The sequence below is a fragment of the Nocardia harenae NBRC 108248 genome (assembly GCF_001612885.1).
Taxonomy (GTDB): domain Bacteria; phylum Actinomycetota; class Actinomycetes; order Mycobacteriales; family Mycobacteriaceae; genus Nocardia; species Nocardia harenae.
This window is the reverse complement of the sequence record NZ_BDBH01000011.1, coordinates 249890-270113: the sequence shown is the minus strand read 5'-3', so window position 1 is coordinate 270113 and position 20224 is coordinate 249890. Positions and strand designations below refer to the sequence as shown.

Annotated in this window: 14 protein-coding genes; 8 read left to right on the top strand and 6 right to left on the bottom strand. The window is 73.5% G+C overall.

Translation table 11 applies throughout. From position 1 onward, the window contains the following. Positions 1–139: 139 nt before the first annotated feature. From NH2_RS22515 to NH2_RS22485, 7 genes are all read left to right on the top strand, one after another. Positions 140–1084 (top strand): LysR family transcriptional regulator, encoded by a 945-nt coding sequence (locus NH2_RS22515; RefSeq protein ID WP_067657879.1) that lies wholly within the window; start codon positions 140–142, stop codon positions 1082–1084. 75 nt (positions 1085–1159) lie between these two features. Beyond that, positions 1160–2836: an AMP-dependent synthetase/ligase gene (locus tag NH2_RS22510; protein WP_067657876.1), complete on the top strand. Its 1677-nt coding sequence runs from the start codon at positions 1160–1162 to the stop codon at positions 2834–2836. Positions 2837–2873: 37 nt separating this feature from the next. After that, a complete protein-coding gene (locus NH2_RS22505) occupies positions 2874–4124 on the top strand; it encodes an NAD(P)/FAD-dependent oxidoreductase (RefSeq protein WP_067657873.1) in 1251 nt (416 codons plus the stop codon). Further along, on the top strand, positions 4121–4723 hold the full coding sequence (locus NH2_RS22500; protein WP_067657869.1) for an SGNH/GDSL hydrolase family protein: 603 nt from the start codon (positions 4121–4123) through the stop codon (positions 4721–4723). Before NH2_RS22505 ends, NH2_RS22500 begins: the two co-directional genes overlap by 4 nt. Positions 4724–4748: 25 nt before the next feature. Next, a complete protein-coding gene (locus NH2_RS29960) occupies positions 4749–11537 on the top strand; it encodes a type I polyketide synthase (RefSeq protein WP_067657866.1) in 6789 nt (2262 codons plus the stop codon). Next, positions 11534–13528, top strand: coding sequence for a hotdog family protein (locus tag NH2_RS22490; RefSeq protein WP_067657863.1), 1995 nt, complete (start codon positions 11534–11536; stop codon positions 13526–13528). Before NH2_RS29960 ends, NH2_RS22490 begins: the two co-directional genes overlap by 4 nt. After that, positions 13525–15087 carry a PfaD family polyunsaturated fatty acid/polyketide biosynthesis protein gene (locus tag NH2_RS22485; protein ID WP_067657860.1) on the top strand — a complete coding sequence of 521 codons (1563 nt, stop codon included), beginning with the start codon at positions 13525–13527 and terminating at the stop codon, positions 15085–15087. Before NH2_RS22490 ends, NH2_RS22485 begins: the two co-directional genes overlap by 4 nt. 3 nt (positions 15088–15090) lie before the next feature. Here NH2_RS22485 and NH2_RS22480 read toward each other — a convergent pair whose 3' ends face one another. Beyond that, positions 15091–15552 (bottom strand): VOC family protein, encoded by a 462-nt coding sequence (locus NH2_RS22480; protein WP_067657857.1) that lies wholly within the window; start codon positions 15550–15552, stop codon positions 15091–15093. Beyond that, a complete protein-coding gene (locus NH2_RS22475) occupies positions 15549–16121 on the bottom strand; it encodes a DinB family protein (protein ID WP_067657854.1) in 573 nt (190 codons plus the stop codon). The genes NH2_RS22480 and NH2_RS22475 overlap by 4 nt, the downstream gene beginning before the upstream one ends. A 61-nt stretch (positions 16122–16182) precedes the next feature. On the opposite strand from NH2_RS22475, the gene NH2_RS22470 reads away from it, so the two are divergent. Further along, positions 16183–17148, top strand: coding sequence for a helix-turn-helix transcriptional regulator (locus NH2_RS22470; RefSeq protein ID WP_439951776.1), 966 nt, complete (start codon positions 16183–16185; stop codon positions 17146–17148). Here NH2_RS22470 and NH2_RS22465 read toward each other — a convergent pair. From NH2_RS22465 to NH2_RS22450, 4 genes are read right to left on the bottom strand one after another with little or no spacing between them, the layout of a single operon-like run. Beyond that, positions 17145–17564: a pyridoxamine 5'-phosphate oxidase family protein gene (locus NH2_RS22465; RefSeq protein WP_067657848.1), complete on the bottom strand. Its 420-nt coding sequence runs from the start codon at positions 17562–17564 to the stop codon at positions 17145–17147. The two genes, NH2_RS22470 and NH2_RS22465, sit on opposite strands and share 4 nt — an antisense overlap. A gap of 20 nt (positions 17565–17584) precedes the next feature. Further along, entirely contained in the window at positions 17585–18397 is an 813-nt protein-coding gene (locus tag NH2_RS22460; protein WP_067657845.1) for a carbohydrate ABC transporter permease, read from the bottom strand. Further along, positions 18387–19337, bottom strand: a complete 951-nt coding sequence (locus tag NH2_RS22455) for a carbohydrate ABC transporter permease (protein WP_067657842.1) — start codon at positions 19335–19337, stop codon at positions 18387–18389. Before NH2_RS22455 ends, NH2_RS22460 begins: the two co-directional genes overlap by 11 nt. Before the next feature lie 2 nt (positions 19338–19339). Continuing rightward, on the bottom strand, positions 19340–20179 hold the full coding sequence (locus NH2_RS22450; RefSeq protein ID WP_067657840.1) for a metallophosphoesterase: 840 nt from the start codon (positions 20177–20179) through the stop codon (positions 19340–19342). Positions 20180–20224 lie beyond the last annotated feature (45 nt).

Here is a 20224-nt window from a genome sequence, read left to right as displayed (position 1 = left end):
TTCATCAGCACGTCCGCCTGGACTTCGTCGTGAGTTAACCTCGGCGCCATGATTCCGGCTTCCGTACGGCCGGGCAGGTTCATCTGTGGTTACCTCTCGCCGCTAGCGTTTTTCCTACGCGGAAGAAGGGGCCGGCGTCATGGAGATCCGTCATCTGGTTTCATTCATCACGATCGCCGAAGAACTGCATTTCGGTCGCGCAGCGCAGCGCTTGCATCTGACCCAGCCGAGTCTCAGCGCCCAGCTGCAGAAGCTGGAGAAATCGCTCGGGGTCCAGCTGGTGGCCCGCAACTCGCACGAGGTGAAGCTGACCCCGGCCGGGCGGGAGTTCGAGGCACAGGCCCGATTGGTCGTCGCCCAGCTGGACCGGGCCGCCGAGGCCGCCAAGGCCACCGCGGCGGGCCGCTCCGGCCGGCTCGACGTCGGGTACAACCTCCCGGCCAGCAGACACGTCCTCCCGGACGCGCTGGCCAGGATGACCGAGCGGCACCCCGACATCGAGGTCTCGCTCTGGGAGAAGCGCACCGGACCGCAGTTGCAGGCACTGGTCGACGGCGCGCTCGACATCGGGATGGTCTACGGCCACCCCAGCTCGCCGGAGTTCAGGTACCGGCGGCTGCTGCACCGGGTGCCGCTGGTGGCCGTGGTCGGCCGCAGGCACCGCTGGGCCGAGCGGCCGGGGGTGCCCTTCGCCGAGCTGGCCGGGCAGGACTGCGTGCTCTTCGCCAGGGAGCAGTGTCCGGCCATGTACGACTCGATCTTCCGGGCCGCGGCGCAGAACGAGATCTCGCTCGCGGTCACGCACACCGCCGACGACCCCGGCGCCACCGCGCACATGGTGTCGGTGCGGCCGCTGGTCGGCTTCGCCTCGCTGCCGCGCGCCATCTCGATGGGGATGGGCGGTCCCGGCAACGGCTCGGTGGCGGTGAAACTCTTCGACCCGGTTCCGACCCTGGATTTGTACGCGGTGTGGCGGGCGAACGAATCGAAGCCGGCCGTGGAGCTGTTCCTGGATTGCCTGGATTTCCCCGATCCGGTGCACATCGATACTGCCGCCGCGCTGCAGACCCGCGCGGTTGGATAGGCGATGACATTCGCGCGGTAGGAACAGCTACCGCGGTCGGATATCGGTTCGTGATTCCCCGGAGAATTCTGTGGTGTGAACACAGTTTCGGTGGCCGAGAACGGTTTCGACATAGCGGATACCGAGAGTCTGCACTCGGTGGTCGCGGGTGCCGCACAGCGGCATCCGGAGCGGCTCGCCCTCGGCGGCGCGGACGGCACCCGGCTGACGAGCGCCGAGCTCGACCGCCGGGTGCGGGCGCTCGCCTCGGCGCTGCTGAGCCGCGGCGTGGCGCCGGGTGACCGGGTCGCGATCCTGGGCCGCACCACCATGGAGTGGGCGCTGCTCGACTTCGCGGCGCTGGCGATCGGGGCGGTGGTCGTCACCGTCTACCCGACCTCCTCGCAACCCCAGATCGAGCACATCCTCGCCGACAGCGGCAGCGCGCACTTCGCCGCCGAGTCCGAGGCGGACGCCGAGCGGCTGCGCGCCGCGGGCGCCGACCGGGTGTGGCTCTTCACCGAGGTGGGGGAGTGGTCCACCGGCGCCGAGGCGCCCGGGCTGGACCGGGTGCTCGGGGCGGTGCGCGCCGCCGACCCGGCCATGATCGTCTACACCAGCGGCACCACCGGCGTGGCGAAGGGCTGCGTCATCACGCACCGCAACATGTTCGTCTCGGCCTCGAACACGGTGCGCCGCACCGGGGCGATGTTCGAGGCGGGTACCACCGTGCTTGCCCTGCCGCTGGCCCACGTCTTCGGCCAGACCATGCTCTTCGCCTGCGTCTTCGGCGGCAGCAGCACGCACCTGCTGCCCGCGATTCCGGAGCTGGTCCCCGCGCTGCCTGCCCTGCGCCCGACCTTCCTGCCGATGATCCCGTACGGCCTGGAGAAGATCCGCAAGTACTGCCGCACGCTGCTCGCCGACGGCGCCGAGGAGGCCGCCGTCGAGCGTGGCCTCGAGCTGCTGCGGGCGGGCGAGATCCCCGCGCCCGCCGAGAATCCGGTCTCCGCCGCGCTCGGCGGCAGGCTGCGCGCGGTGATCTCCGGCGGCGCCTCGCTGGACGAGTCCACCCAGGGCTTCTACGCCGGGTTCGGGGTGCAGCTGCTGAACTGCTACGGCCTCACCGAGGCCGCCACCGCGGTCACCGTGAACGCGCCGGAGAGCAATCGCTTCGGCACCGTCGGGCGGCCCATCCCGGCCACCGAGGTCGGCATCGCCCCGGACGGCGAGGTGCTGGTGCGCGGCCCGCACGTCTCGCCGGGGTACTGGGGCGCGGCGGCCGGGCAGCCGATGACCGACGCCGACGGCTGGCTGCGCACCGGCGACCTCGGCGAGCTGGACGCCGACGGCTACCTCACCATCACCGGCCGCCGCAAGGAGATCCTGGTGACCTCCGGCGGCAAGAACGTCGCGCCCACCCCGCTGGAGGACCGGGTGCGGCTGCACCCGCTGGTCAGCAACTGCATGGTGGTCGGCGACGGCCGCGACTTCGTCACCGCGCTGGTGACCCTCGACCCGGACCAGCTCGCCCGCCGCCGCACCGCCGATCCCGGGCTCGATCCGGAGGCCGAGATCGACGCCGCGGTGGCCGACGCGAATTCCCTCGTCTCCCGCGCGGAATCCATCCGCGCATTCCGCATCGTGGACGGCGATTTCACCGTCGAGGAAGGGCTGCTCACTTCCTCCCGGAAACTTCGCCGCGCCGCGATCGAAAAGGCGTACGCGGACGATATCGCCGCGCTCTACGCACCGCGCACCGTCGCGCGCTAGCCCCTTTTCATTCACCGATCGGAAAGTGATGCGAAACATGTACGACGTCATCGTTGTCGGTACCCGGGTGGCCGGTTCGCCGCTGGCCATGCTCCTCGCCCGCCAGGGATACCGCGTCCTGGCCGTCGACCGGGCCACCTTTCCCAGCGACACCCCGTCCACCCACTACGTGCACCAGGCCGGGCTCGGCTTCCTGAAGTCGTGGGGGCTGCTGGACCGGGTGATCGCGACCGGTGTCCCGGCGATCCGGAACCTGAACTTCTCCTACACCGACATCGTAATCAAGGGCTTCGCCCGCACCGCGCCGGACGGCATCGACGCGGTCTACTGCCCGCGCCGCACCGCGCTGGACACCGTGCTGGTCGAGGCCGCGGGCGAGGCAGGCGCCGAGGTGATCCAGGGCTTCACCGTGAGCGGGCTGGTCTTCGACGGCGATCGGGTGGTCGGCATCCGCGGCAGCGAGGCGGGCGGCACCGAGAAGGAGTTCCGGGCCACGCTGGTGGTCGGCGCGGACGGCGCCAATTCCACCGTCGCCAAGGCGGTCGGCGCCGAGACCTACGAGGGCTCCGCGGCCGCCTGCTTCATCTACTACTCCTACTACGACGGCGTCGACTGGGGCATGCAGCACCGCACCGGCTTCGGTGAGCAGCAGTTCGCCGGCTGGCCCACCAACGACGACCAGACCCTGATCGCGGTGATGCGCAAGCGCGACCGGTTCCGCGAGTTCCGCCAGGACCCGGACGCCGGCGTGCAGGAGATCGTGAGCCAGGTCGACCCCGACCTCGGCGAGCTGCTGCGCGACAAAGGCACCAGGGCGGAGCCGTTCCGCCCGATGCTCTACCCGGACAACTACCGCAGGAAGTCCTACGGCCCTGGCTGGGCGCTGGTCGGCGACGCCGGCTACCACAAGGACCCCTTCACCGGCTGGGGCATCACCGACGCCTTCAAGTACGCGCAGCTGCTCTCGGAGAAGATCCACCAGGGGCTCTCCGGCGAACGCCCGCTGGACGAGGCGCTGGCGGAGTACCAGACCGAGCGGGACGCGCAGAGCGCGAGCACCTTCGAGCTCACGCTGAGCATCTCCGAGCTGAGCCTCACCCCGTACTACGACTCGGTCTTCCGGGCCACCAGCATGGACGCCGAGTACATCAAGAACTTCTTCGGGCTGATCGCCGGCATCTACCCGCCGGAGAAGTACTTCGGCGAGGAGGAGCTGGCCGCGCTCTACGAGAAGGTCGACTTCCCGCTGGCGGCGCGGCACGTGACCAAGGACGGGGTGACCGCGTGAGCGCCGCCCTCGTCGCGCTCGGCGACAGCTTCGTGGAGGGGCGCGGCGACGACGCCCCCGGCGGCGGGTACCGGGGCTGGGTGCCCCGGCTCGGCGGCCAGCTCGGGCTGCGCCCGGCCACCGTGCGCAACCTCGGCGAGCACGGCGCCACCACCGCCGCCGTCGTCGAGCGCCAGCTGCCGCGCGCCTTCGCCGCGCGGGCCGGGCTCTACGGCGTGGTCTGCGGGGTGAACGACCTGGTCAGCGACTACCACCCGGCGCGGTTCGAGCGCAACCTGCGCACCCTGTTCAGCACGCTCCGGGCCGGCGGCGCCACCGTGGTCACCGCCAACTACCCGGACATCCCGGCCCGGCTCCCGGTGCCGACCGGCATGCGCGCGCTGCTGCGCGAGCGCTTCGCCTTCGCCAACGCGGTGCTCGGCGAGGTGACCGGCGACACCGGCGCGCTGCTGCTCGACCTGGCGGGCGACCCGGCCTGGGAGCGCCCGGAGATGTGGACCGCCGACGGGCTGCACCCGGCCCCGCTCGGTCACCACACCTTCGCCGTCGCCGCCGCAGGCGCCATCGCCGACCGCACCGCGACCACCGTCGCCGCCTGACCAGCCCGGTCCGAGAGGAACTTCCGTGACGGACGAACGTCGCCTCGCCCGTACCCCGATCGCCATCGTCGGCATGTCGGGGCTGCTGCCGCAGGCACGCAACCACCGCGAGTACTGGCAGAACATCATCGACGGCGTGGACTGCACCACCGAGGTGCCCGCGTCGCGCTGGAACCTGGACGACTACCACGACGCCGACCCGGCGGCGCCGGACAAGACCTACTCCCGCCGCGGCGCCTTCCTGCCCGACATCGAGTTCGACCCGCTGGAGTTCGGGCTGCCGCCGAACCAGCTCGAGGTCACGAGCACCATGCAGACGCTGAGCCTCGGCGTCGCCCGCGACCTGCTCGCCGACGCCGGTGCCACCGGCTCGGCGTGGTACGACGCGAGCCGCACCGGCGTGGTGCTCGGCACCACCGGCCCGGTGCCGCTCATGCACCCGCTGGCCGCCCGGCTCTCCACCCCGGTGCTGGAGGAGGCCGCGCGCTCGGTGGGGCTGAGCGAGGCCGATGCCAAGGCGGTCTCCGCCAAGTTCGTCGCCGCCTACGCGCCGTGGGAGGCGAACTCGTTCCCCGGGCTGCTCTCCAACATCACCGCGGGGCGGGTCGCGAACCGGCTCGGCCTCGGCGGCATGAACTGCACCGTCGACGCGGCCTGCGCCGCCTCGCTCGCCGCGCTGCGCACCGCCGTCGCCGAGCTGCAGGACGGCCGCGCCGACATGATGATCACCGGCGGCGTCGACACCGAGAACACCATCTTCATCTACCTGTGCTTCTCCAAGGTCGGGGCGCTCTCCAAGTCCGACCGGATCGCGCCGTTCGGCAGCGACGCCGACGGCACCCTGCTCGGCGAGGGCATCACCATGCTCGCGCTGCGCCGGCTGGCGGACGCGCGCCGCGACGGCAACCGGGTCTACGCGGTGCTGCGCGGCCTCGGCTCGTCCAGCGACGGCAGGGCCAAGAGCATCTACGCCCCGCGCGCGGGCGGGCAGCGGGTCGCGCTGGACCGCGCCTACGCCGACGCCGAGGTCTCGCCCGCCACCGTCGCGCTGCTCGAGGCGCACGCCACCGGCACCCCGGTGGGCGACAAGACCGAGCTGACCGCGCTGAAGGAACTGCTCACCGACGCCACCGCCGAGCCGCGGTTCGCCGCGCTCGGCAGCGTGAAGTCGCAGATCGGGCACACCAAGGGCGCGGCGGGCACCGCCAGCCTGATGAAGCTGGCCTTCGCGCTGCACCAGAAGGTGCTGCCGGGCACCATCAATGTCACCGCGCCGAACACCGAGATCGCCCCGGACGACGCGCCGTACTACGTGAACTCCCGCACCCGGCCGTGGATCCGCGACCCCGAGCGCCCGGTCCGCCGCGCCGCCGCCTCGGCCTTCGGCTTCGGCGGCACCAACTTCCATGTGGTGCTGGAGGAGGCCGACGCCGAGCGCCCGAGCGTGCTGCACCGCACCGCGCGGGCACACCTCTGGCACGCGGCCGACGTCGCCGGGCTGATCGACGCCGTGCGCGGCACCGAGCCGATCGACGGCGGCGAGATCCCGGAGGCGCACCCGCGCATCGGTTTCGTCTCGCTGGACGACGAGAACGCCGAGCACCTGCGCGGGCTCGCCGTCGACGAGCTGGTGCGCAACCCGTCGGCCAGCTCCTGGGAGCACCCCGAGGGCGTCTACTACCGCGCCTCCGCACTGCCGGACCGGAAGGTGGCCGCGCTCTTCGCGGGCCAGGGCAGCCAGTACGTGGACATGGGCGCGGACGCCGCCATCGCGCACCCCGCCGTCGGCGCCGCCTTCGACGCCGCCAACGAGGCCTTCGCCGGTGCGCCGCGGCGGCTCTCGTCCGTGGTGTTCCCGCCGCCCGCCTTCGACGAGGAGACCGCGGCCGCGCAGGAGCGGGCGCTGCGGCAGACCGAGTTCGCCCAGCCCGCCATCGGCGCGCTCGCCGCCGGGCAGTTCGCGGCGCTGCGCGAGCGCGGGTTCCGCGCCGACGGCTACCTCGGGCACAGCTTCGGCGAGCTCACCGCGCTCTGGGCCGCCGGGGCGCTGAGCGGCCCCGCCTTCCACGCCCTGGCCAGGGCCCGCGGCGTGGCGATGACGCCGCGCGACGGGGTCGAGGCGGGCACGATGGTGGCGCTGAACGCGACCGTCGAGGTGGCGCGGGAGATCGTGGACGGCATCGACGACGTCTGGATCTGCAACCACAATGCCCCCGACCAGGTCGTGATCGGCGGCGGGCCGGACGCCGTCGCCGCCGCGGTCGCGGTCTGCGCCGAGCGCGGGGTCGCCACCAGGGCGCTGCCGGTCTCCGGCGCGTTCCACACCCCGTACGTGGCGCACGCGGTCGACTCCTTCGCCGCCACGCTGGCCGAGGTGGAGATCGGCGAGCCGGACGCGCCGGTGCACGCCAACAGCGCGGGCGCGACCTACGGCGCCGACGCCGCCGCCAACCGCGCGGTGCTCACCGGGCAGCTCGGCAAGCCGGTCGAGTTCGTCGCCGCGCTCACCGCGCTGCGCGAGTCCGGCTGTACCGTCTTCGTCGAGTTCGGCCCCAAGCAGGTGCTGACCTCGCTGGTGCGGCGCACGCTCGGCGACGACGTGATCGCCGTCGCCGCGGACTCCGGGCCGATCGGCAACAGCGACCTCGCGCTGTCCCGCGCCGCCGTCCGGCTGGCCGTGCTCGGCTTCGGGCTCGCCGGCATCAACCGGCACGCGGCGCCGGTGCTGGAGCCGCAAACGCCGAGCAGGCCCATGACGGTGACCATCTCGGCGCCCGAGTACGTGCCGGAGACGCGGAAGGCGGCGTACGCCGCCGCGCTCGCGGACGGGTACCGGGTGCAGCTCGACGGTGCCGTTCCGAACGGGAACGGTGCGGTGCACGGCAATGGGGCCGGTGCCGCGAAGAGCGGTGGCGGCAATGGGGCCGGTGCCGCGAACGGCGGTGCCGGTAACGGTGCCGCGACCGGTGGTGCGGGCAATGGTGCCGGTGTCGCCGCGAACACCGCGGGCAATGGTGCCGGCTCGAACAGCGCAGACGCCGGTGCGGCCGCGCACGGTGCGGATATCGGAAACGGTGCCGGTGCGGCGGGTGGTGCCGGTAACGGTGCCACCGCGAGCGGGCCCGGCGCCGCCACCGCGGCCGGGAACGGCTCCGGCGCACCCACCCGGCCCGATTCCACCGGGCACGGTGTGCCCGCCCGCACTGCCACCGCCGTGGCCACGGCCGCCGCACCCGCCCCGGTTCCGGCGCCGACCAGGTACGCCCCCGACCCGACGGAGACCTCCGTGTACTCGACCCAGCAGGACGGCGCACTGGAAAGCGCGCTGACCCAGCACCTCCGATCCCACCACCAGTTCCTCGACGGCCAGCTCGACATGGCCCGCGCCCTGGTCGGCGCGCTCGACGCGGGCGTGCTGACCGAGTCGACGGTGCGCGCCATCGAGGCGGTCAAGGACCACGGCGTCGCCATCGCCGCCAGCCACACCCGCGCCTCCGACGTCCTGGCCCAGCTCGCCGACCTCGAGGCCGGCTTCGCCCGCCCCGCCGCCGCGCGCCCGGTCCCGGCCTACCAGCCGTCCGCCGTGCCGCAGCACCGCCCCGAAGCGCTCGCTTCGGGGTACACCAACGGTGCGCCCGAAGCCCTCTCCGCCGGCCCCGCGACTGGTGCCGCCCCCGCGACCGGTGCCGCCCCGGCAGTTGCGCCGGCCCCCACCTCGGTGCCGGTCCCGGCCGAAAATCCGGCTGCCGTAGCTACGGCAGCCACAGTCGCGCCGGAATCGGCACCGTCGGCCGCCCGGCCGTCGAGCTCGGCCCCTGCGTCCGCCCCGGCGTCGACCACCGATCCGGCGTTGAATTCGGCCGCGGCCGAAAACCCCGCTGCCGTGGCTACGGCAGCCGCCTCCGCGCCGGTACCGGCACCGTCCGGCGCGGCCAGGGACGATCTCCTGCAGGCCCTGCGCGAGGTCGTCGCGGAGAAGACCGGCTACCCGGTCGAGATGGTCGACACCGGCATGGACCTGGAGGCCGACCTCGGCGTCGACTCCATCAAGCGGGTCCAGGTCATCGGCGCCCTCCAGGAACGCTTCCCGACCCTCCCGAACCTCGGCCCCGAACAACTCGGCACCCTGCGCACCCTCGACCAGATCGCCGACCTCCTCGGCGAGACCGAGACCGAGAGCGCGACCGAGACCGCCGCCGAGACCCCGGCGGAGACCCCCGCCGCGCCGGGCGGCAACGCGGAAGAACTGCGCCAGGCCCTGCGCGAGGTCGTCGCGGAGAAGACCGGCTACCCGGTCGAGATGGTCGACACCGGTATGGACCTGGAGGCCGACCTCGGCGTCGACTCCATCAAGCGGGTCCAGGTGATCGGCGCCCTCCAGGAACGGTTCCCGGACCTACCCAACCTCGGCCCGGAACAACTGGGCACCCTGCGCACCCTCGACCAGATCGTGGCCGAGTTCGGCACCGGCGGTGATGTCCACCCAAAAGCTGATGCCGCGGCGCGCGCGCCGCGGCATGCCGTCGAACTGATCACCCTGCCCGCCGCCGACCTCGCGATCGGCGCCTACCGGGACAACCCGGTGGCCCTGCTCGTCGACCCGGCGGGCAGCGGCGAGGCCGCCGCGCTGACCTCCGCGCTCACCGCGCGCGGCTGGTCGGTGCGCACGGCCGCGGGCCTCCCCGACCAGGGGGAGCAGCCCGACCTGTGCCTGATCCTGCTCGGCACCGGCGCCGAGCGGGCGGACGCGGGACGCCTGCTGACCGACACCATCCTGACCGCGGGCCGGATCACCCCGGCCATGTCGGCGGAGCACGGCCGCGTCACCGTCGCGACCCTGATCCGGCTGGACGGCGGGCTCGGCTTCCGCACCGCAGACGACCCCGAGCGCGCCCTGCTCGGCGGCGTCGGCGGCATCATGAAGACGCTCGCCGCCGAGCGCCCCGACCTGTTCTGCCGGGCTGTCGACATCGACCCGGCGGCCACCCCGGAGCGCTGCGCCGAGCTGGTGCTCACCGAGCTGGACGACGCCGCCCGCGATGTCGTCGAGGTCGGCGTGACCGCCGACGGCGCCAGGTCCACCCTGGTGCCAGGCGGTTACGGCCCGGCCCGCACGGTCACCGGAATCCGGCCGCTGGCCGAGCAGCCGGGGGTCACGCTGACCGCCGACGACCTGCTCGTCGTCTCCGGCGGCGCCCGCGGCGTCACCGCCACCTGCGTCCGGGCGCTGGCCGAGCGGGTTCCGGTCCGGTTCGTGCTGCTCGGCCGGACCGAACCGGCGCCGCAGCCGGAGTGGGCGGCGGGCGTCGCCGACGCCGACCTGCAGCAGGCCGCGGTCCGCGCGCTGGCGGGCACCGGGGCCAAGCCGCGCGACATCGCGCGCACCCTCTCCGGGATCAAGGCCGCCAGGGAAATCGGGGAGACCCTCGACGCGCTGGCCGGCCGCGCCGACTACGTGGCGGTCGACGCCACCGACGCCGACGCGGTCCGCACGGCGCTCGCGCCATGGGCCGGGCGGATCACCGGCATCGTGCACGGCGCGGGCGTGCTCGCCGACTCCAGGCTCCCGGACAAGACCGCGGAATCCATTGCCCGCGTGCTCGATCCGAAACTCGCCGGGCTGGCGGCGCTGCTGGCCGCGGTGCCGGAGCCGAAGCACCTGATCCTGTTCACCTCGGTGGCCGGGCTCTACGGCAATACCGGCCAGGCCGACTACGCCGCCGCCAACGAGGCGCTCTCCCGCTTCGCGGTGGCCTGGCGCCGGGCGCACCCGGACCGGCACGCCACCGCCATCGACTGGGGCGCCTGGGACGGCGGCATGGTGACGCCGGCGCTGCGCGAGCACTTCCACGCGCTCGGCGTCGAGCTGCTGCCGCCGGAGACCGGGGCGGCCGCCTTCACCGAGCAGTTCACCGCCGAGCGCGAAGCGGACACCGTCGTCCTCGTCGGCCCGGCGGAATCGCTCTCCGGACCGGCTCCGGTGCCGGTCGCGCCGGTCCGGCTGCGCCGCACCCTGATCGGGCTCACCGACGAGCCGGTCATCGAGGCGCACCGGGTGGGGGAGCACGTGGTGCTGCCCGCCACCTTCGGGCTCGGCGCCATGGCGCACGCCGCGGAGCGGGCCCTGCCCGGCCGCACCGTGATCGGCGCCAGGGACTTCCAGGTCCTCAAGGGGCTGATCTTCGACCACCCGGTCGAGGCGATGGAACTCGAACTGGAGCCGGGCGCCGAGACCGGCGGCGTGCTCCCGGTGCGGGTGACGGTGCGCGACGGCGCGGTCGCGCACTTCCGGGCGACGCTGGAACTGGCCGCCGCGCCCGCGGACGCGCCGGTCCGCACCGTGCCCGAAGGGCCCGCGAGCCCGCTCGACATCTACCGCGAGGCCATCCAGTTCCACGCCCCCGCGCTGCAGGGGCTGCGCCGGGTGGTCGCCGACACCGGGGACAGCCTGGTCTTCGAATGCGCGCTGGACGCCGCCCCGGTCGCGGGCGGGGCCTACGCGAGCAGGCTGCACGATCCGGTCCGCGCGGACCTGATGCTGCAGGGCCCGCCGGTGCTCGGGCACCGGCTGCTCGGCACGGCCTGCCTTCCGCTCGGCATCGGGCGGGTGGAGTACCACCGGCCGCTGCCGGTCGGCGAGCCGTTCACGCTGGTCGTCGGCAATGGCCGCGCCGGTCGCTTCGACGCCCGCGTCGACGCCACCGCGGTCGCGGCCGACGGCGCGGTGCTGCAGCGGTTCTCGGACGTCGTGGTGGTCACGACGCCCGACCTGACGGAGAAGTTCCGAACCTCGGTGAGGCGGTGGATGGCATGACGACCCTGGAGTTCGACGGCATCGCGTTCGACCCGGACGCGGTGCGGGAGCCGGCCGCCGCGGAGCCGGAGGCGGTCCCGGCCGCCCCTGGCCCGGCGCCCGGCGCGGTCGCCCCGGCGGAGCCGGTGGGGGCGACTCACGCGGTGCCAACGACAAGCACACCCAACCCGCTCGGGCAGCTCCGCGCGGGCGTTGCGGAGGCGCATCGCGCCGCCCTCGCGGCGCAGTACGCGATCCAGCGCGCCCTCTGGGAGCGCGCCGGCCTCACACTCCCGGCCCTCTCCGGCCCGCCAGTAAGCGACACCGGACACCCGGCACCGGCGGAGATCGCGAGCCCCGGAACCCCGGCGCACGCCCCGGAATGGGCCTTCAAACCCCAAGCCCGCAGCACCCGAACCCACCTCGACGAGCCCGCCCTCCGGCAGCTCGCCGACGGCGACATCGCGGCCGTCTTCGGCCGAGCCCACCACCGCGCGGGCATCCGCCCCGCGGCCAAGCTCGCCGCCCAGCACCCCCTCGTCCTCACCGAGGTCGATTCCATCCAACTCTTCGGCGCGGGCGGCCGCGGCCGCCTCACCGCCACCTACGAGGGCGACCCGGGCACCGCCGCCACCCAGGCCGCCGAGGTCTTCGCCCTGTACGCGGGCCTGGCATTGAGCCTGACCGGCGCCACCCTGGTCTCCTCCGGCCCGGCGGGCGCCCCCGGCCCGCGGTCCGGTGCCATCGAGCTGCGCGTCACCGCCATCGACCTGGTACCGCGCCCGCACCTCACCGCCGAGGCGCACATCGACGGCGCCGCGCCGCTCTCGGTCGAGGTCACCGCCACCGAGCCCACCGGCGCGCCGGTCGGCCCCGGCCAGGCCGACGAAACCCTGCTGCTCAGCGAATTCCACATGACCCACCTGGCCCGCGGCGACCAGGCGATCGCGATGGGCCCGGAGTTCGCCGAGTACACCGGCGTCCGCGCCACCCGGCTCCCCACCGGCGGCCTGCTCCTGGTCGACCGGGTGCTCGACTTCGACGGCGCCCGCGGGCAGTTGGACAAGGCCTCGTACACCACCGAGTACGACTCGCCCGCCGACTCCTGGTACTACGGCGACACCGCCAACGAATCCATGCCGCACTTCGTGTACATGGAGACCTCGCTGCAAGCAGCGCTGCTCATGGGCTACTACGCGGGCCCCACGCTGACCCAGCCCGGCACCACCCTGAGCCTGCGCAACCTCGGCGGCACCGCCACCGTGCTGCGCCGGATCGACCTGCGGGACCGCACGATCCGGCAGGAGTCCCGGCTGCTCTCCACCACCATCCTGCCCGGCTCCTCGCTGCAGACCTTCGACTACACCCTGAGCACCGAGGGCGAGCCGTTCTACCGGGGCGAGACCATGTTCGGCTACTTCAGCGACCAGGCGCTCGCCAACCAGACCGGCCTGGACGCGGGCCGCCCGGCCCCGACCTGGCTGGCCGAGCACCCCGGCGCCGAACTCAGGACCATCGACGTGGCGGCCCGCCGCGCCGACCCGGCCGCCCGGCTCTGCGCCAGGCGCACCCTCGCGCTCATCGACCGCGTCCAGGTGGTCGACGGCGGCGGCAAGTACGAGGCGGGCTACTTGCACTCGCTGCGCGAGATCGACCCCGCCGACTGGTATTTCGAGCGGCACTTCCACCTGGACCCGGTGATCCCCGGCTCGCTCGGCGTCGAGTCGGTGATCCACGCCGTGCAGGAATGGATGCTGGACGCCGGCTACGCCGACGGCCTCGCCGACCCCACCTTCCGGATCCCCGCCGACATCGCCTTCAGCTGGCGCTACCGCGGCCAGTTCCTGCCGACCGACGGCACCGTCGAACTGGAGGCACACATCAAGGAGATCCGGCACGGCGAGCACGGCGTGATCGCGATCGTGGACGGCTCGCTCTGGAAGCCGGGGCTGCGGATCTACGAGCTCGTAGACCTGGCCGTCGAGCTCGGCGAGCGGGAGGGCCGGTCGTGACCACGCTGCACCGGCCGGTGGCCGAGACCCCGGCCGAGATCACCGCCCTGCTCCGCGACGTCGGCAGCCCGGTCTGGGTGCTGCGGCGGGACGGCCGGGTCGGGCTCACCGCCGACCGGGCCGCCACCGCGGGCGCGCAGGTGCTCGCTGCGGTCGGCCCGCTCACCCCGGACCGGCTGGGCGACAGCCGGTTCCGCGCCGCGCACGGGTTGCGCGGCGCCTACATGGCGGGCGCCATGGCGAACGGCATCGCCGCGCCCGCGCTGGTCACGGCGCTGTCCGGGGCCGGGTACCTGGGCTCCTACGGCGCGGCGGGCGTCACCCCGGACCGGGTGGACGCCGCGCTGGCCGGGCTGCGCGCCGAGCTCGGCGAGCGGCCCTACGCCTGCAACCTGATCCACAGCCCGTCCGAGCCCGCGCTGGAGCGGGCCATCGTGGACGCCTGCCTGCGGCACGGGGTGCGCTGCGTGGAGGCGTCGGCCTTCATGGGCCTCACCACCGAGGTGGTGCGGTACCGCGCGGCCGGGCTGCGCACCGACCCGCAGGGCCGGATCGTGATCGGGCACCGGCTGATCGCCAAGGTCTCCCGGGTCGAGGTGGCCGAGCACTTCCTGCGCCCGGCCCCGGCCGCGCTGCTGAACCGGCTGGTCGAGGCCGGTGACATCACCGCGGAGCAGGCCCGGCTCGCCGAGCGGGTGCCGATGGCCGACGACATCACCGCCGAGGCCGACTCCGGCGGCCACACCGACCGGCGCCCGCTGGTGGTGCTGCTGCCGGAGATCATCGCCGCGCGCGACCGCATCGCCCGCACCGTCCCCGGCGCCGCAGCGGTGCGCGTCGGCGCGGCGGGCGGCATCGGCACCCCGGCTGCGGCCGCGGCAGCCTTCGCGCTCGGCGCCGCCTACATCGTCACCGGCTCGGTGAACCAGGCGACGGTGGAGGCCGCGCAGTGCGCCGCCACCAAGCAGCTGCTGGCGGGCGCGCAGTTCGCGGACTGCGTCATGGCGCCGTCGGCCGACATGTTCGAGCTCGGCGTGCAGGTGCAGGTGCTGCGCCGCGGCACAATGTTCGCCGGCCGCGCGCAGAAGCTCTACGACACCTACCGCGCCTACGACGGGCTGGAGGCACTGCCCGCCGAACTCCGCGCGGAGCTGGAGCGGACGCTGTTCAAGCGCCCGGTCGAGCAGGTGTGGGACGAGTGCGTGCGCTTCTTCACCGAGCGCGACCCGGCCCAGCTGGCAGGCGCCGCAGAGCACCCCAAGCGCCGGATGGCCCTGGTCTTCCGCTGGTACCTGGGGCTCTCCTCGGGCTGGAGCATCCGCGGCGAGGCCGACCGGGTCGCCGACTACCAGGTGTGGTGCGGCCCCGCCATGGGCGCCTTCAACACCTGGGTCGCAGGCACCCACCTGGCGGCGCTGCCGAACCGGCAGGCCGCCGAGATCGCGGACCAGCTCCTGCTCGGCGCCGCGTACCTCACCCGGGTCGCCCAGCTGCGCACCGCCGGCGTCCGGCTGCCCGCGGGCTGCGCCGACTTCGTCCCCATCCCGCTGGAGGCGTAGGCGTCAGTCCAGGCAGAACTCGTTGCCCTCCGGATCGGCCATGACGATGAAGCCCATGCTCATCGGCGGGGCCGGCTCGGAGCGACGCAGCCGGGTGGCGCCGAGCGCGACGAGGCGGTCGCACTCGGCCTCCAGCGCCGCCATCCGCTCGTCGCCGTCCAGCCCGGGCGCGGCGCGCACGTCGAGGTGCACGCGGTTCTTGGCCACCTTGTCCTCGGGCACCCGCTGGAAGAAGACCCGGGGGCCCGCGCCCTCCGGGTCCTCCACCGCGGAGTTGCTGTTGCGCTGCTCCTCGGGCACGCCCAGCTTCGCCAGGAACTCGTCCCAGGCGGCGAGCGGGTCGGCGCCGTCGGCGAGCTCGACCCCGGGCGGGCCGGGAATGACGTAGCCGAGTACATCCCGCCAGAAAAGCGAGAGCCCGCGCGGATCGTGCGCGTCGACGGTGATCTGAACGGTCCGGCTCATGCGGTGGCTCCTCGATGGGTGTGCAGGTAGAGGTCGCGCAGCAGGCAGACCTCGGAGAGATGGTGGATCAGCTCGCGGTGGATGTGCAGCACCAGGTCGGCCATCGGCGCGTCCTGGTGCCCCGGCTCCTTCCCGCCGACCGGCGTGGCGAGCGCGGCCTCGTCCAGCCCGCGCACCCCGGTCAGCCAGGCATCGAGCTCGGTATCCAGCTGTCCAAGGGCCGCTTTCGCGGTCCCGGCGTAGGCCCAGCTCTGGTACGAGGCCGCGGGCCCGCCGAAGTGCGCGGCATTGCGCATGGCGAGCACGCCGACGATCACATGCCCGAGCCGCCAGGCGATGGTGGTGAAGGGCTCGGGCTCGGGGGTCGGGAAGGCGAAGTCGATCAGGTGCTCGCCGGTGCCGAACTGCTGCTCCGCCGTGCCCCGCGGCCGGACGTTCCAGGCGTTCGGCACCGGTGACCAGGTGTACTCGTCGTCGGTGAGGCCCGCCAGCCGGGCGCGCACCTGATGGTTCCAGTGGTCCTCCCACTGCTCGCGCAGCGCGCGGTTCCAGTCGAGTGTCGGTGTCATGGCTCCACCCTCACACCACTCGCGGACAGGATCGGTCCGCTAGTCTCGGAACGCTATGGGTGTGGCGGACGAGGAAGCGCGCGGCACGACCGAGCGGGTGCTCACCCTGCTCGGGCTGCTCCAGCAGCGCCGGGTCTGGACCGGCGACGAGCTGGCCGACCGGCTGGGCGTCACCCCGCGCACGGTGCGCCGCGACGTCGAGCGGCTGCGCGGCATCGGCTACCCGGTGCGCGCCGAGCACGGCATCGGCGGCGGCTATCAGCTCGAGCCGGGCCGGGAGCTGCCGCCGCTGCTCTTCGACGACGAGGAGGCCATCGCCACCGCCGTCGCGCTGCTCGCGGGCGCGGGCGCCGCGGTGACCGGCACCGGTGACGCCGCGCTGCGCGCGCTCAGCAAGCTCGACCGGGTGCTCCCGGTCCGGTTGCGGAGCGAGGTGCGCGCGCTCTCCGCCGCGGTCGAGTCGTTCGGCGGCGGCCGCACCCCGGTCGGCTCCGAGGTGCTCATGACGCTCGCCAGGGCCTGCCGCGACGAGGTGGAGGCCGGATTCGGCTACCCCTCCGGGGACGCCGTGCACCGCCGCCGCGTCGAGCCGTACCGCCTCGTCGCCTCGGACCGCCGCTGGTACCTGCTCGCCTACGACCTGGACCGGGCCGGCTGGCGCAGCTTCCGCGTCGACCGCATGACCGAGGTTGCCGCCCGCACCTGGCGTTACCGCCCGCGCCCCGACGCCCCCGACGCCGCCGCCTTCGTCCAGCGCGGCGTCGCCAGCGGTGTCTACCGCCACCAGGCCCGCTTCCTGGTGCACGCTCCCGCCGCGACGGTCCGCACGCAAGTCTCCGCCTCCGCCGCCATGGTCGTCGAGATCGACGCCGCCACCTGCGAAATCCACAGCGGCGCCGATAATCTCGACGTCGTCCTGATGCACGTCACCGTCCTCGGCCACGCCTTCCAGGTGCTCGAACCCCCGGAGCTCGCGGCCCGCGCCGAGGAGCTGGCCGCCCGGCTGCGGGCCGCGGCGCGGCCCTAGACCGACCCCAGATCGGCCGAGAGCCACTGCTCCGGCCGCATATAAACGGCCACCTGCTCGCCGTGCGACCGCGCGTACTCCAGGTACCCCTCCAGCTTCTCGGCGGGCAGGTACCGCGCCGCCATCTCGCGCACCAGCGCGTCACCCGGCTCGATCCGGGTGACCGGCCCCTCCGCGGTGACGTACCGGATGGTCGGCTCCAGCACCTGCGCCATGAGGCTGAAGCGCTGCGCCGCGCGCAGCAGCTCCAGCTTCTTGGAGGTGGTCCCGGTGAGCACCCAGAGCTCGCCGCCGGGGGTGTACTGGTACCAGATCGGGACGTTCAGCGGGGCCCGGCCGGGCGCACCGGCGACGGCGAGCGCCCCGATGTGCGGCTGGGCGAGGAATTCCTGTCGTTCTTCCAGGGGAAGCGCCATGCGTACAGCGTACCCGCGCGCTACTTCAGCCCGGAGCGCACGAAGGCGTTCACGATGTGCCGCTGCAGCAGCAGGTACATGATCAGCACCGGCAGGCAGGCGAGCCCGGCGAGCGCCATCATCGGCCCCCACTGGTCGCCCTCGGTGCCCATGAAGCTGCGCAGCCCCAGCTGCAGCACGCTGTTCGACTGCCGCAGTACCACCGCGGGCCAGAAGTACTCGTTCCAGGCATTGATGAAGAGCAGGATGCCGAGCGCGGCCAGCGCGGGGCGCAGGTTCGGCACCACCACGGTCCACAGGATGGACCAGGAGGAGCGGCCGTCGATCCGGGCCGCCGCCACCAGCTCCTTGGGGAAGCTCGCCATGTGCTGGCGCAGCAGCAGCACCGCGAGCGCCGAGCAGAGCGTCGGCAGCGCCACCCCGATCAGCGTGTTGATCAGCCCCAGCTGGGTGAGCAGCACATAGTTGGGCAGCATGGTCACCTGGAACGGAACCAGCCAGGTGCCGACGAACGCCAGGTAGAGCACGCGCTGGAGGGGAAACGTGTACAGCGCGAAGGCGTACGAGGCGAGCAGCGCCACCAGCAGCTGCCCGGCCGCGGAGAAGGCCGCCACGAAGAAGGTGTTGCCGATCAGCCCGAGCACGTCCACCTTGCGCGCGGCGTCGGTGTAGTTGGCGATCGAGAGCGGCCACGGGAACGGCGTCAGCGACGTCACGTCCTCGGGTCTGCGCAGCGAGGTCGCGAAGAGCCAGTAGATGGGGAAGACCGCGATCAGCGCGGTGGCGCCGAGCAGCAGGTGGCTGCCGAGCGCGCGCAACCGGTCAATCGTCATGGAAGGCAACCTTTTCCGAGATCCAGACCAGGGCGCCGGCGAGCACGCCGAAGCCGAGGAAGAGCAGCACCCCGGCCGCGGCGCTGAGCCCGGCGTCGAAGCTGTGGAAGGCGTAGTCCCACAGCAGGTAGTAGATATTCGTCGTCGCCTGCGACGGCCCGCCCTGGGTCATCGAGTCGATGAGCGGGAAGGTCAGCGCCGGGCTGAGCAGCACCGTGGTGAGCACCATGAACATGAGGGTGGGGGAGAGCAGCGGCAGCGTGATCCAGCGCCGGATCTGGCCGGGGCTTGCGCCGTCCACCCGGGCCGCCTCGTCGTAGTCGCTGCTGATCCCGGCCAGTCCGGCCCAGATCACCAGCACCGCGAAGCCGAGCAGCTGCCAGCCGGTGATCACGATGATCACCGTGTGCGCGGTCTCCACGTCGTACACCCAGTTGCGGTCGCTGCCGAGCAGTTGGCCGACGAAGCCGCCGCCCGGGTGCAGGAGCCAGCGCCACACCGCGGCGGCGGCCACCGGCGCCACCAGGAACGGCGCGAAGACGAAGGCGTGGTACAGGGTCCGGGCCCGGCCGTGCACCCGCCGCCCGGCCAGCGCGACGAGCAGCGGGAGCAGCACGGTGAAGGGCAGCAGGCCGAGGATCAGCACGCCGGTGCGGCCGAGCGAGTCCCAGAAGGCCGGAAGTTCCAGCAGCCGTTCGTAGTTGCCGGTGCCGACCGGCTTCATCGGCTGGGTCGGCAGCAGGTTCCACGAGTACGTGGAGAGCTCGAACGCCTGTACCAGCGGCCGGTACGTCCACACCACCAGCAGCACCAGCGCGGGCGCCAGGTACAGGTAGGGGACGAGGCCGCGCCCGAGCCGCCGGAGCCGGGCGGCGGACTTGTCGGTGGCCGTGGGTGCGGCGGGTGCGGCCGTCTCGCCGGGCGCGTCGAGCACGAACACGGCTACCGCGCCTCCGCCGCCAGCGCGGCGAGCTGATCCAGCGTCGCCTGCTCGTCCCGCTCGTAGAGCACCTGCACCGGCGTCGCCTCCACCGCGGTCGCCACCAGCGAGTCGCCGACCACGTCGATCCGGCTGTACCCGAAGGCCGCGTACCCGCGCTGCCTGCCCACCGGCGCGAAGGAATCCTGCCGGAACGAGGTCGCGGGGCCGACCCACACCGGGATCCCGGCCAGCGCCGACGCGGCGGTCAGGTGGCTGTGCCCGCAGACGATCAGCCGGACGTCGGTGCCGCGCAGCACCTCGGCCAGCCGCTCCGGCTGCCGCAGCCGCAGCAGCTGCGAGACCGGCAGCGCCGAGGGGATGGGCGGGTGGTGCAGCACGAGCAGGGTGCCGTGCGGGGCGGGTTCGCGCAGCGTCTCGCGCAGCCGGTCCAGCTGCTCGTCGGTCAGCTCGCCGTGGTGCAGCCCGGGAACGCTGCTGTCCAGCAGCACGATCCGCAGCCCGGCCACCTCGGCGACCTGGTCGGTCGCGGCGTCGGCGGCACCGAGCAGCTCGGCGCCGAAGGCGGCGCGCTCGTCGTGGTTGCCCGGCGTGTAGAGCACGCGCGCGCCGAGCTCGGCGGCGACCGGCTCGACCGCGTCGCGCAGCCGCCGGTACGCCTCCGGCGAGCCGTCGTCGGCGAGATCGCCGGAGAAGACGATGGCGCCGATCTCGCGGTGCGAGGCGCGCAGCTGGTGCAGCACGTGCGTGAGGTTGGCGAAGGTGTCGACGGTGCCGTGCACGCGTTCACCGGTGGCGCGGATGTGGGTGTCGGTGAGCTGGACGATGGTCACCTCGGACATGGAGCCCCCTCCGGAGCCGCGCGCCCCCGATCGGGACGCGCGGCT